Annotated in this window: 14 protein-coding genes; all 14 read left to right on the forward strand. The window is 35.5% G+C overall.

Features of this window, described 5'->3' with window-relative positions:
• Positions 1-58: 58 nt before the first annotated feature.
• Complete coding sequence (locus ACTYA4_RS08725; protein WP_443480724.1) at positions 59-1,774, forward strand: sensor domain-containing diguanylate cyclase; 1,716 nt, start codon at positions 59-61, stop codon at positions 1,772-1,774.
• Between the two features lie 838 nt (positions 1,775-2,612).
• Complete coding sequence (locus tag ACTYA4_RS08730; protein WP_443480808.1) at positions 2,613-3,389, forward strand: prepilin peptidase; 777 nt, start codon at positions 2,613-2,615, stop codon at positions 3,387-3,389.
• A 19-nt stretch (positions 3,390-3,408) separates the two neighbouring features.
• Positions 3,409-3,645: a hypothetical protein gene (locus tag ACTYA4_RS08735; protein ID WP_443480725.1), complete on the forward strand. Its 237-nt coding sequence runs from the start codon at positions 3,409-3,411 to the stop codon at positions 3,643-3,645.
• Between the two features lie 72 nt (positions 3,646-3,717).
• Entirely contained in the window at positions 3,718-4,077 is a 360-nt protein-coding gene (locus ACTYA4_RS08740; RefSeq protein ID WP_443480726.1) for a hypothetical protein, read from the forward strand.
• Between the two features lie 102 nt (positions 4,078-4,179).
• On the forward strand, positions 4,180-5,247 hold the full coding sequence (locus tag ACTYA4_RS08745) for a hypothetical protein (RefSeq protein WP_443480727.1): 1,068 nt from the start codon (positions 4,180-4,182) through the stop codon (positions 5,245-5,247).
• A gap of 219 nt (positions 5,248-5,466) precedes the next feature.
• Complete coding sequence (locus tag ACTYA4_RS08750; RefSeq protein WP_443480728.1) at positions 5,467-6,048, forward strand: Maf family protein; 582 nt, start codon at positions 5,467-5,469, stop codon at positions 6,046-6,048.
• Positions 6,049-6,110: 62 nt separating this feature from the next.
• Entirely contained in the window at positions 6,111-6,794 is a 684-nt protein-coding gene (gene radC / locus ACTYA4_RS08755) for a RadC family protein (protein ID WP_443480729.1), read from the forward strand.
• 159 nt (positions 6,795-6,953) lie between these two features.
• Positions 6,954-7,976: a rod shape-determining protein gene (locus tag ACTYA4_RS08760; RefSeq protein WP_443480730.1), complete on the forward strand. Its 1,023-nt coding sequence runs from the start codon at positions 6,954-6,956 to the stop codon at positions 7,974-7,976.
• Positions 7,977-8,007: 31 nt separating this feature from the next.
• The gene (gene mreC / locus ACTYA4_RS08765) at positions 8,008-8,889 is read left to right on the forward strand and encodes a rod shape-determining protein MreC (protein WP_443480731.1); all 882 of its coding nucleotides are present in this window, start codon (positions 8,008-8,010) and stop codon (positions 8,887-8,889) included.
• Positions 8,886-9,401, forward strand: a complete 516-nt coding sequence (gene mreD, locus ACTYA4_RS08770) for a rod shape-determining protein MreD (RefSeq protein ID WP_443480732.1) — start codon at positions 8,886-8,888, stop codon at positions 9,399-9,401. The genes mreC and mreD overlap by 4 nt, the downstream gene beginning before the upstream one ends.
• A gap of 637 nt (positions 9,402-10,038) precedes the next feature.
• Positions 10,039-10,716 (forward strand): septum site-determining protein MinC, encoded by a 678-nt coding sequence (gene minC / locus ACTYA4_RS08775; protein WP_443480733.1) that lies wholly within the window; start codon positions 10,039-10,041, stop codon positions 10,714-10,716.
• Position 10,717: 1 nt separating this feature from the next.
• Positions 10,718-11,521: a septum site-determining protein MinD gene (gene minD / locus ACTYA4_RS08780; protein ID WP_443480734.1), complete on the forward strand. Its 804-nt coding sequence runs from the start codon at positions 10,718-10,720 to the stop codon at positions 11,519-11,521.
• Between the two features lie 163 nt (positions 11,522-11,684).
• Positions 11,685-12,461, forward strand: coding sequence for a peptidoglycan DD-metalloendopeptidase family protein (locus ACTYA4_RS08785; protein ID WP_443480735.1), 777 nt, complete (start codon positions 11,685-11,687; stop codon positions 12,459-12,461).
• Positions 12,454-13,320, forward strand: a complete 867-nt coding sequence (locus tag ACTYA4_RS08790) for a site-2 protease family protein (RefSeq protein ID WP_443480736.1) — start codon at positions 12,454-12,456, stop codon at positions 13,318-13,320. The genes ACTYA4_RS08785 and ACTYA4_RS08790 overlap by 8 nt, the downstream gene beginning before the upstream one ends.
• The last annotated feature ends 95 nt before the right edge of the window (positions 13,321-13,415 follow it).

The following is a 13,415-nucleotide window of genomic DNA, read 5'->3' on the forward strand; positions in this document are numbered from 1 at the left end:
AAAATAATGTTTCTGAAAAACTATAGTAATATATCATCGTGGAAATTAGGTGAGATTTGTGGTTAATTCCTCTGTCAAAGTAGTAATTTGGACGATTTGGAGTATTGTTTTTCCTGTTGGATTGTGGTATATCTATCATAATTTTCCGCCTACCCTAGCAGAGCGTAATTGGCATGTTGCAGTATTTTTGTTTTTTATGTCTATTGTTGCATCGATGCCAATGATCATAAATGGGCGTCCTGTTTTCTTTTTGCAATGGGCTAGCCTTTCTGTTTTTTTAATCTTTGGTTTGTTTGTCGAGACAATGCTTGTACAGATTGCTTTAGTTGTTGTACTTTTGCAGACGAAGGTAAGCAAAAAAGGATTATATCTTTTTCCATTGAACTCCATGATGTTCCTCGTTGTTTCAGTATGCAGTGGCTTTATTTATTACGGTTTAGGTGGTAAACATGCTGCTAATATTTTATTAGATATACAGTCACTTTCGTTAGTTATTCTTTATCCGTTTCTTTATTTTGTGCTTAATACTTTGTTGATTTTTATGATTAGTCGTTTTGTTTACCAAAATAAGGAAAAGTTTATGACCCGTGATTTAGTGTGGGAGTTTATTGCAACAGTTATTACGTATCCTGCAGGCATTGCCTTATATATTATGTATGAGGATATTGGTTTAATGGCCCTTATTTTAATAGGAATCCCGTTTATTTGTCTTTCTATTATTTTACGATTATATCACTCTAGCGAATCAATTAATTATTATTTAAAAAAAATTGCCGAGATTGGCCATCAATTATCGCAAAATTTATATGCAAAAGAAGTAGTCGATTTTTTTACTGCAACATTATTTGATCTGCTGAAAGTCGATGTTATTTTTATTCTCGAAGTGACTGGAAATAACGAACTTAAAATGATTGCAAGAGTGGAAGAGAATAAGCAAATGCCATTACGGACATGGAGACTAAAGGAAAATGAAGGAATATGCGGGAACGTATTAGCGTCGAAAGAAATGGTTATTTATCATAAGAAAACGGACTGGCAGCCTATTAATAAAGGCTATACCCCAATCTCAGCTGATATGGAAAGTGTATTATGTATGCCTTTAGTAAAAAACAGCCAGGTAATTGGTACTTTATTATTAGGAAGCAAAAAGAAAAAAGCATTTGCTCATGTAAGATTAATGATTCTAGATCTACTTTGCACTCAGTTTGCCGTAGCTTTTGAAAACGCGAAATTTTTTGAAAAAACGAAAGAACACAGTGAACGCTGTGCACTGACGAAATTGTATAACTACCGTTTTTTTGATCAGATTTTAGCAGAAAAATTTATAGAACTGAATAAGCAGCAAATTAATAATATCGGGTTGATCATGTTAGATATTGACTATTTTAAATCGGTTAACGATACATACGGACACCAAGCTGGGAACGAAATATTAATAGAGTTTTCTGAGAGGCTTCAAAATATAATCGGAGAAAATGGAATTGTTGCTAGATATGACGGGGAAGAATTTATTGTTTTATTAACCAATACAGACGCAAAAGATGCATGGAATTTAGCAGAATTTATTAGAAAAAGTATTGAAGCAAGGTCGTTTACAATAAAACAGAATATGCACGAAAAGCAAAAACAGGTCCACATAACAGCGTCATTAGGACTTGCCATTGCCCCACACGATGCAGATGAGCCATTAGCATTAATTAGACACGCAGACAGAGCCCTTTATGTAGGCGCAAAACGAGAAGGTAGAAATCGGGTTGCGAGTTATATACGGTAAGTAAAATTTTGAACTTCGATATGTGAAGTTCTTTTTTTATGAGGTCTTTAGATTCATAATAAGAGCAGAAAAAACTATCATAGTAAAAAAGTGCTTGATATAATGAAGTTGATAGCAGATTATTTAGGGGATTTGTAATGTAATTGGAGTGAACACAATGAGGAAAAATTCTTTTTCTAGTAAATATATCGTGTTTTTTGTGTTATTAATGGTAATGGTCCCGACGACTACTAGTGCAGCAGCAACTGCTCTTGCTGTAAGTTTTACGGTGACGCCGGCTCAAAGCGTGATTGTTAAACCAAGCGGTTCAACAGACGAGACAAATTATTTTAATGTGAATTATTCCTTAAAACCTACAAATCTTGTAAATGATAAAGAAAGCGGACAGTTGAAGAACTTAGTAATTGAACAGCAGCTTCCGAACGGTGTAAGATTCGCGGGAAATACTTCCAATGCTGTCGAGGAGAAGAGAGACGGTAAATATTATGTGATTATTACACCGCCGAATAATACAATCAATTATGCAAATGGAAGGTTTTCAACTAATGATGTTCCTGTGAAAGTGCCATTGAAAGTCGAGTATGCTGTTTATAATGTAACCATGCCAAGAGCAGAATTAAAGTATACAGATTCACGTTTTCCAGGAACCAATACAACAAGTATACCTGCTTCGACTCAGGCTATAAATATGACTGTTCAATTAAAAGAAGCACAAGTGAATAAATATATAGGTGACTCAACAGGGATGATAGAGAACCGAGATCAAGCAACCAATAAAAAACTTGCGAGTACGGCATTTCCCAATGATTATGGTCTCTCTAATAAAGCTATTAAGGACATGATATTTAAAGAAGGTTCTCACAATCAGGCAATTGAGATACTAATCTTCCTATACGGAATCACCCTTGGCTCTTTCTACAACGTAGTCGGGCTGAGGGTGCCTAATAAGCAATCGATTATAAGGCCTAGATCTCATTGTACAAGCTGTGGGCATACATTGTCGCTGGCAGAATTGATACCAGTTTTAAGCTATATGTTATTAAGGGGGAAATGCAGGTGCTGCAAGGCATCTGTTTCCCCTTTATATCCTATATTCGAGCTTTTGACAGGTGTTCTGTTTGTGTTATGTCCTCTTATTCTCGGCTGGAGATCTGAGCTGTTTGTTGCATGGACACTTATTTCATTATTTATGATTATTACGGTTTCCGATATCACTTATATGATTATCCCTAATAAAGTATTGTTGTTTTTTTCTGGTTTATTGCTTGTGGAAAGAATCTTCATTCCGTTAACCCCGTGGTGGGATTCTTTATTAGGTGCAGCTGTCGGATTTACCCTATTATTGCTTATAGCCATTGTTAGTAAAGGCGGAATGGGCGGCGGTGACATAAAACTATTTGCCGTAATTGGTTTTGCGGTTGGTACAAAGCTTGTGTTAACGGCGTTTTTCTTATCGACATTATTTGGAGCTATTGGTGGACTGATTGGCATGCTGTTTGGAAAAGTGAATAAAAGAAAGCCAATTCCATTTGGTCCTTTTATTGTAATCGGAACATTGGTAAGTTATTTTTATGGCAATGATTTGATAGATTGGTATATGCAATTCTTTTATTGATAATGAACGAGTATTGATCATGGCATTATTTAGCTTTGGAAAAAACAAAGTCATCAACTTAATCATTAAGGACCATGTCATTCGTTTTGTCGAACTTAAACATACAGAAGATCTTCTCGTGCAAAACTGGGGAGAACGCTACCTTTCTGTTGGATTGATTCATGAAAGCACGATTCAAGATGTAGAGACGTTGTCGATGATATTGGATGAATGTATCCAAGATTGCGAAAAAGCAAGTGCGTTTTCTTGTTCCTGATTCTTCCGTCGTCATCGAAAGATGCCAATTCCTGATGATGTAAGCGTCGATGAAATAAAAGGGTATTTGTATATGGAATTCGGCACATCAATCCATGTACCTTTTGAAGACCCTGTCTTTGATTATTATTTATTACAAGAACGGGAGCATAATAAACAGCAAATTTTATTATTTGCAGCACCTGAACATGCGGTTTCAAGCTATACGGACTTGGTAGAAGAGGCAAAAGCTAGTACCGGTTTCTGCGGATATTTCTGCCCTTGCTTTATATCGTTAATATGTAAAAACAGCTATGTAGTCATTCAAAATAATACAGCGACTGCTGTGTGTGTAAAAGGGGTTAAAAGGAATTTGTGCACAAAAGAAGAAGTTGAAACTCCGATTGAATACAGCGACTTGAAACCAAGTCTAATTGTGAAGAAAGCTAACTAAATTTGACGAAATACTTTTATAACAAGACGACAAAAGTCTTGTTATTTTTTTTTGCTAGTATGATAGGATGGGACAAAACTAGTGAAAATGGGGGTAGGAAGAGTGAACGAAAACTCAGGAAGCCGTAGCAAAACGATTACGATCAAAATCAACGGTAAAGAACGTTCATTCCAAAGGAAAGACAAGGAAGAAAATTCAACCTCTTTTGTTGAAGCAAAAAAAGATAGTCAGGATAAAAACTTTACAGAAGAAATTGCTGCCGGAAGTGAGACAATCGGAGAAGAAAGTTTTGATTGGATTCTTCCAAATGATGAACCAGTAGAAGAAATAACAGAGTTGCCAATTCCTGAACAAGAAACAAAAAAGAAGGCAAGTTTTTTTGATAGAAACAAGAGAAATACGAATAAAAAAACTTTGCCAAAAGGAATGGTTCAATCGATCTTTTTTACGGTGCTGTTTGCTGTTATTTTAGGGACAGGCTTTGGATTTATTTTATTAAATATCGTCAGCAGCGATCAGAAGGCCTCTGCCCCAACAACCTCAGCTGCCCTTCAGACGAACACAACAGATAAAATAGGCACAACAACTAGGACTACGGTGGCAGTAAAAAAAGAAATTTCTACTTATATGGTCCAGCATATCATTTTATCAAAAGCAGAGGCAGTCAACCAGGAACAATCGCAATTGTTAAAAAAAGGATATGTTAGCCAGAGAATCGACATAGACGGAAAGATGATTATTTATTTAGCGGCAGCAAGCAATATAGATGATGCAAAAAAAATGCAAAAAGAGATACAGGAAAATAATGTCGCTGCTTTTGCAAAAGAAATAACATTTAGCGGCGGGAAAGTAAATGACATTAGCAAAAATGAAAAAAGCTTTATTGAACGCTCTCCAGATATATATGCTGTGCTGACAAGTGCTGTTACAGCTGCTCAATTTGATCAATCGATTCCAAACGATGTCAAAGAAGAACTTAAAAAACAACAAGCATCATTAAATCAATTAAAAGTAAAAGAATTTAAACATCAACAAATAAAATCGATGGCAGCAGAATTATCGACAAGCTTAGCAAATGCAATGTCCTTGTCAGGAAACAGTTCTAAAGAAGAATTACAATCCATTCAAAAAAGTTTATTGGCGTTTTTAGGAGAGTATTCGACACTTTAAAAAAAAATACAACAATTACCTGGGAAATAATATAAAGTTCTTCGGAGAGCGCCAGTCGTTTCTCCTTTTTTGTCGGAAATTTTTGATAAATTTCGACAAGATTACATATCATCTACTATTTCATAAAAAATTTAGGTTCTAAATTGTCTATTAAGACATTCTTTGATACGATTAACTTGTATCTCCCAAATATTATTGAAACTAGGCAGGTGGAAAAAATTGAAGCAAACGCAAACCCTCATATTAGCCTCATCTTCTCCTCGACGAAAAGAACTCCTTGAAGATCTTCGTTTATCTTTTGAAGTTTCCAGTAGTGATGTGGATGAAAGTTTTGATCATGCACTCTCACCAGAAGAAGTTGTCATGGATTTGGCAAAAAGAAAAGCAGAAGCTATATCTAGCAATAAAAATAATACTTTTATTATTGGTGCTGACACGATTGTATTTTATGATGGAAATATATTAGGAAAACCGAAAACACGTGAACAAGCCTTTTCCATGTTAAAACAGCTGTCAGGAAAGACTCATTCTGTTTTTACTGGTGTGGCGATTGTTGCTAATGGAAGCAGTTCACAATTTTACGAAAAAACAAATGTATTATTTTGGGAATTGTCAGATGAAGAAATACACCGTTATCTAGACACCGGGGAGCCATTTGATAAAGCGGGAGCGTATGGAATTCAAGGAGTTGGCAGAATTCTGGTGAAAAAAATAACAGGAGACTATTTTACAGTAGTAGGACTTCCGGTTTCCCGATTGATGCGAGAATTAAAAGCTGTTGGATTTTCCAGCCCTTTCTAACATTTATCATCTCCCCCATCTATTATTCATGAGATAGTAGAAAGAGAGGGATAAAAGAGTAAATGGATTCTTTATTGATTCGTGACTTTCCTGATGATGAACGACCGAGAGAACGTTTTATGAAGCAAGGACCTGAAAGCTTATCGAATCATGAGCTAATCGCACTCCTTATACAGACAGGTTCTAAAAATGAATCTGTATTAACATTAGCAAATAGATTGCTAGTCCATTTTGATGGACTGCGTTTGCTAAAAGATGCTAGCCTTGATGAATTAATGACGTTAAAAGGAATTGGAACTGCTAAAGCCATTCAGCTTTTAGCAGCAATAGAATTAGGAAGAAGAGTATCGAATTTAGCATACAGCGATCGTTATTGTATTCGTTCACCAGAGGATGCAGCAAAATACATGATGAATGAAATGCGTTTTCTGACGCAAGAACATTTTGTATGCTTATACTTAAATACAAAAAATCAAGTCATGCATAAACAAACAGTCTTTATTGGCAGTTTAAATGCATCGATTGTACATCCGAGGGAGGTGTTTAAGGAGGCTTTTAGACGCTCTGCTGCTTCTATTATTTGTCTGCATAATCATCCGTCCGGTGACCCAACTCCAAGCAGGGAAGATATTGAGGTGACAAAAAGATTAGTGGAATGCGGAAAAATTATTGGGATAGATTTATTAGACCATGTGATTATTGGCGAAAATAAATTTGTCAGTTTAAAGGAAAAAGGATATGTATGATACTGTTCATTTTTCTTGTTATAGGATATAATAATGTTTATGATTTTTTGACTGAAAATGTCTTTTTATGACAAAAAAACACACATATATTGAGATATGAGGGAAAATCTATCTGCTAGTAAATAATAGCATTTAGTTTCAAGAAAGGGAGATACAACGATGTTTGGAATTGGAACAAGAGATCTTGGAATTGATTTAGGAACTGCAAATACATTAGTTTATGTAAAAGGAAAAGGAATTGTCGTAAGAGAACCTTCCGTTGTAGCCTTTCAGACAGATACAAAAAGTATTGTCGCTGTTGGAAATGATGCAAAAAATATGATTGGAAGAACTCCTGGAAACGTGGTTGCGCTTCGTCCGATGAAAGATGGAGTAATTGCAGATTATGAGACAACTGCAACGATGATGAAATATTACATTAAACAAGCAATGAAAAATAAAAGCTATTTTTCTGGGAAGCCATATGTAATGGTTTGTGTACCATCCGGAATAACAGCGGTAGAAGAAAGAGCGGTTATTGATGCTACCCGTCAAGCAGGAGCTCGTGATGCCTATACGATTGAAGAACCGTTTGCAGCAGCAATTGGAGCAAATCTTCCTGTATGGGAACCAACTGGAAGTATGGTCGTTGATATTGGTGGAGGTACAACAGAGGTTGCCATCATTTCATTAGGCGGGATTGTCACAAGCCAGTCCATCCGAATTGCTGGTGATGAAATGGATGATGCAATTGTCAATTATATTCGCAAAACGTATAATTTGATGATTGGTGAACGTACATCAGAAAGCATTAAAATGGAAATTGGATCTGCAGGAAATCCCGAAGAAATTGAAAACATGGATATCCGCGGCAGAGATTTATTAACAGGTCTTCCAAAAACGATCACTATCAGTGCAGATGAAATTGCGAAAGCATTAAAAGATACAGTTACTGCGATTGTAGACGCTGTGAAAGTAACGCTTGAAAAAACACCACCAGAATTAGCGGCAGATATTATGGATAGAGGAATTGTATTAACTGGCGGTGGTGCTTTGCTTCGCAATCTTGATAAAATTATTAGTGAAGAAACGAAAATGCCTGTATTAATTGCGGAAGATCCGTTAGACTGTGTGGCAATTGGCACAGGAAAAGCACTAGACCATATTCATCTATTCAAAAATAAGGCAAGAGATTCACGATAATATTGTTAGGTAGATTGAGGGGTAAAGAAGTATGCCACAGTTTTTTATGAATAAAAGATTGATTATTTTGCTCGTCAGTATTATTATTCTCGTGGCATTAATAGGGTTTTCGATTAAAAGCCGTGATAAGCTTACCTGGCCGGAGCAATTCATTAAAGATACAACCGGCTGGGTGCAAACCCTAGTATCAAGACCTACACATTATGTTGCAGGCCTTATTGAAAATGTCCGTGATTTGCAAAATACATATGAAGAAAATAAAGTGTTAAAGTCTAAAGTGCAAAACTTAGGAATGCTTGAAGCGCAAGTGCAAGACTTGCAAAAAGAAAATGACAAGCTAAACGCAATACTAAAAGAAAAAGAAAGTTTAAGTGATTACGAATTGATGAAAGCGACCGTTATTAGAAGGAATCCTGATGGCTGGAATGAGCTGTTAACCATTAATAAAGGGACAAGCAACGGAGTAGAAAAAAATATGCCTATTATTACTGCTGAAGGATTAATTGGAAAAGTGAAATCTGTCAGTTCTGGTACGGCAACTGTTCAGCTGCTAAATTCGGAAGATCCGACAAATCGCATCTCTGCAGTCATTCAAGAAGATAAAAAGAAAAAATTGAGCAGTATTTTTGGATTGATTGTAGATTATGATAAAGAGTCTAAACAGCTTATCATGCAATGGACAGAAGAGCCGAATAAAGCAAAGGTAGGTAAAGGTCAATTGGTTACTACTTCCGGACTGGGTGGAGTGTTTCCAAAAGGTCTGCTGATAGGAAAAGTAGTAAAGGTTGAACCGGATGAAGATGGATTAACGAAAAAAGCCTATTTAGAACCAGCTGCTGATTTTTATGATATTGAGCATCTTATGATTGTGAAAAGACTAATGCAGCAGGTGAAGGAAGAGGACGGTTTATGAGAAAGTATGTAGTAGGTGGCTTATTAGCATTAATGTTCATATTAGAAAGCATTTTTGTAGAGCTGCTTCCAGCAGAGCTTTTTCATAGTAATCGAATATTAATTCCACATTTTCTTATTTTAACAATCCTGTTTCTTTCCATATACGGCAGTCGGAATATCGGGATTGTTTATGCATTTGCTTTTGGGTTATTATTTGATATTGTATATACAGAAATTTTAGGCATTTATTTTTTTATCTTTCCTTTTATTGTATATGTTTGCAGTAAAATCATGAAGGTTTTTCATCCTAATATTGTAGTGGTTTCTGTCGTATCATTGATTGGAATGAGCTTATTAGAAATAGTCGTGTATGAGATGATTTTGATTATTCATCGTACAAGCATGGATTTTAATAGTTTTATTCATTTGCGTCTGATCCCAACATTAATATTGAATACTGCTTTTCTTATTATTGTAGCTCACCCTATTAAACGTTGTTTTGAAAAATATGCTGCTGAAAGAAGAGAGTAGCAGCAAACTGCTAGGAAAATAGTATAGGTGCATAAAAATGTGGCAACAAATAACCCTTTCATTTAAGGTGGCGTGAACGAAGCTAAACCTTTTCACTTTCTAGGAAAACAGAAAGAAAAAGCAACTTAATGATACGGATGCTGTTCCAATATGTGCAGCTCCGTCCCCTTTTCCACAGAAAAGGGGTTTTCTAGTAAGATAAGAAAGTATAAAATTTCGAACGTAGTTTAGTGTCTAGCTCGGGCGCCTAGCCCCTGTGAAAGATAACCTCTTGCCTCTAAAAGTAAAAAACACTTTTTGAGTCAAGAGAACATTTTTCTTCGGGGCTGAGCAAGGCGCCTGCGCTTTTCTTATAACGTTTACATACGTAGAGTTAATTCAATGATTTAAAAAGTAAATGTCGTTTTATATAGAGAGGATTTTACAAAAGTTTTGTCGAATGTAATGATGAATCATTTTATATTTTTAATCATTGTGATTAATCAAATAATAGATGGATAAAAGATATATTTCAAACTTTATATTTGTTGTGAAAACACTTGTGTCATACAGCAGGTTTTAACGTTTGGAATAAGTACAACAAATAAAATATTTGAGAAATGCATTCCTTTTTCCTAGCAGAGGTGAACATCTTGAAATGAATAAAAAGCAGTTAGTAACAATTAAAGGAACAAAAAATGGCTTAAGTCTTCATCTGAATGATAATTGTTCATTTGAAGAACTGAAACAAGAGTTAGATGCAAAGCTGAGTGAAAGTTTAACTATTCAGGAGGATCGGCCAGATATTAAGGTAAATGTGGAACTCGGCAATAGATACTTATCTGAAGATCAACAAGAAGAAATTGCAACCGTCATACAAGCGAAAAAAAACCTTTCTGTTCATGCAATCAACAGCAATATTGTCACAAAGCAAGAGGCGGAAAAATGGGCAAGTGAAAAGGAACTAGTTTCTGTTACCAGCATTGTCCGTTCTGGTCAAATATTAGAGGTGCCAGGAGATTTATTATTAATTGGAGATGTTAATCCTGGCGGAAAGGTAATTGCTGGTGGAAATATATTTATTATGGGGCAGTTAAAAGGGATTGCTCATGCAGGCTACAATGGAAATGATCAAGCCATTGTTGCTGCTTCTGTAATGAGGCCTACTCAGCTGCGAATCAGCAGTTTAATTAATAGAGCACCAGATCATTATCCTGATGATGAGAAGCGTGAAATGGAATGTGCTTATGTCGATAATAGCGTGATTTTAATTGATAGATTACAAGTTTTGACACATTTAAGGCCAAATTTAACAAAATTGGAAGGGGGAATTTAGGATGGGAGAAGCAATCGTTGTAACATCTGGCAAAGGCGGAGTTGGCAAAACAACAACTACTGCAAATATTGGAACTGCACTTGCCTTACAAGGGAAAAAAGTATGTTTAATAGACACAGATATTGGTCTTAGAAATCTAGATGTCGTAATGGGACTTGAGAATAGAATTATTTACGACCTAGTAGATGTAGTTGAAGAACGATGCAAAATACATCAAGCCCTTGTAAAAGATAAACGTTTTGATGATCTATTATACTTATTGCCTGCAGCTCAAACGAGTGATAAAACAGCCGTTCATCCTACCCAAATGAAAGAATTGGTAATGAAATTAAAGCAGGACTATGATTATATTATTATTGATTGTCCTGCTGGGATTGAACAAGGATATAAAAATGCAGTGGCAGGTGCAGATAAAGCAATTGTAGTTACTACTCCGGAAGTATCTTCCGTAAGAGATGCTGACAGAGTAATCGGTTTATTGGAAAAAGAAGAAAATGTTGCCCCGCCTCTGCTTGTAATTAACCGTATTCGCAACCATATGGTGAAAAACGGAGATATGTTGGATATTGACGAAGTAACTACTCATTTGTCGATTGATTTATTAGGAATTGTTGCGGACGACGATGAAGTTATTCGCGCATCTAACAATGGAGAGCCAATTGCTCTTAATCCAAACAGCAAATCATCGATCGCATACCGAAATATTGCCCGCAGAATACTTGGAGAATCTGTTCCACTGCAGCATTTAGAAGAAGAATCTAAAGGCGTATTTGCGAAAATAAAAATGTTTTTTGGCGCGAAATAGTGAACGGATAGAAAAAACGGTTTCCTTTATGGAAATCGTTTTTTCTTTGCAAAAATTATTTCTTTACTAAAAATTCTATTTTTCTTACCAATTTGTCATACTCTTTCCACCACATTCATAAACTTGTACCAACCAAGAACGAACCGTAAGGGAGGGGTGTGTAATGAGTTCTAGAATAGATGATATTCGGAAAAGAATTGAAAAAAGGAAACGAGAACAATCCAGAATGGAAAAAAATGTGGATAGTCGAATAGTATGGACGGATGAAGACAATTCCTCTTTTCCTCGTAATAATGAGCCGTATGATGATGACAGGCATCATGTCCATCCGCTTTTTCGCAAAGAATTATTTCTTTTGAAAATTTTAGGTGCAGCCATCCTATTTTTGGCTGTTGCTATCATCACAAAACAACAGTCTGAGACATTTGCTCCCGCTGAAAACGCAATCAGGCAAGCGATGAATCAAGAATTTAACTTTGCAGGCGTTTCTAAATGGTATGAAAACCAATTTGGCAAACCGCTTGCTTTTTTACCGAGTGATATGGATGGAAAATCCAATAACGAAACGAATCACTTACAACAATACGCTCTTTCTGCTTCTGGAAAAATATTAGAAGACTTTAAAGAAAATGGACAAAGGGTTGCGATTGAAACAGGAAGTGATACAACTGTTCAGGCAATGAATGAAGGAACGGTTGTTTTTGCAGGTGAGAAAGAAGGATTTGGAAACACCGTGGTTATTCAGCATAGTGATAAAAGTGAATCTTGGTATGGAAATTTAAAAGAGATAGATGTAAAAATATACGATACGTTAAAACAAGGTGACAAAGTGGGAGTTGCGTCCAGTTATGAACATAATGATTCGTTGGGATTATTCTACTTTGCCATAAAAAAAGGCAATGATTTTATCGATCCAATTCAGGTGATTGATTTTGAATAAATATGTTCGTGTTTTTCGATATTTATATATCCATCCATTATTATGGGTTGTCATTGCGATTGGGGTCATGACTGCTCATTTTTATGAATTATGTTTACTTTTATTGATTATTACGATACATGAATTAGGACATGGAATGGCAGCATCCTTTTTTTCTTGGAGGATCAAACGGATTGCTTTATTGCCATTCGGTGGTGTTGCAGAGATGGATGAACACGGAAACCGCCCTCTTAAAGAAGAAGCGATTGTGCTGATCGCAGGTCCGTTGCAGCATATTTGGATGTTTGCTGTTGCTTATTTGCTTCATATAAATGGATTTCTTTCTCTTTCTCTTTATGAAGCATTTTGGCAATATAACACGATGATTCTACTGTTCAATTTGCTACCTATATGGCCGTTGGACGGTGGGAAATTCGTTTTTCTTTATTTATCATTAAAAAAATCCTTTCCAGTTGCTCAAAAATTATCTTTAGTCTTCTCGTTAATTTGCGTTTGTTTATTTATTCTCCTAGTAGTGAGTATAATGCCAACGAATCTAAATGCATGGATCATTATATGTTTTTTAGCTTTTTCCCTTTATTTTGAGTGGAAGCAAAGCAAATACATCTTTATCCGCTTTTTATTAGAACGATATTATGGCAATGCAATTGAGTTAAGGCAATTAAAACCGATTGAGGTAGATGAAGGGGAAAAGATTTTTCAAGTATTACAACATTTCCATCGAGGCTGCAAGCACCCGATTATTATTACTTCAAAAGAAAAAGACAAAAGAATGCTGGATGAAAATGAAGTGCTTCACGCCTATTTTACCGATAAATTAGTTTCGGTGAAGATAGGGGATTTAATATATCCAGTATAATTTTTTTTGGAAAAGTGTTGTTTGAAGAAAAATTCAATATATTTAAGATGATCCTAAAAGAAAGTTTCCCTTTTGATAAATTTATTATAATATCG

The sequence above is a fragment of the Niallia yueguangensis genome, from assembly GCF_052663115.1.

Excerpts from the sequence above, each read along its gene's own strand:
- ACTYA4_RS08730 (WP_443480808.1), top strand. The coding sequence starts at position 2,613 with ATGATATTTAAAGAAGGTTCTCACAATCAGGCAATTGAGATACTAATC.
- ACTYA4_RS08735 (WP_443480725.1), top strand. The coding sequence starts at position 3,409 with ATGGCATTATTTAGCTTTGGAAAAAACAAAGTCATCAACTTAATCATT.
- ACTYA4_RS08740 (WP_443480726.1), top strand. The coding sequence starts at position 3,718 with ATGGAATTCGGCACATCAATCCATGTACCTTTTGAAGACCCTGTCTTT.
- radC (WP_443480729.1), top strand. The coding sequence starts at position 6,111 with ATGGATTCTTTATTGATTCGTGACTTTCCTGATGATGAACGACCGAGA.
- ACTYA4_RS08760 (WP_443480730.1), top strand. The coding sequence starts at position 6,954 with ATGTTTGGAATTGGAACAAGAGATCTTGGAATTGATTTAGGAACTGCA.
- mreC (WP_443480731.1), top strand. The coding sequence starts at position 8,008 with ATGCCACAGTTTTTTATGAATAAAAGATTGATTATTTTGCTCGTCAGT.
- mreD (WP_443480732.1), top strand. The coding sequence starts at position 8,886 with ATGAGAAAGTATGTAGTAGGTGGCTTATTAGCATTAATGTTCATATTA.
- minC (WP_443480733.1), top strand. The coding sequence starts at position 10,039 with ATGAATAAAAAGCAGTTAGTAACAATTAAAGGAACAAAAAATGGCTTA.
- minD (WP_443480734.1), top strand. The coding sequence starts at position 10,718 with ATGGGAGAAGCAATCGTTGTAACATCTGGCAAAGGCGGAGTTGGCAAA.
- ACTYA4_RS08785 (WP_443480735.1), top strand. The coding sequence starts at position 11,685 with ATGAGTTCTAGAATAGATGATATTCGGAAAAGAATTGAAAAAAGGAAA.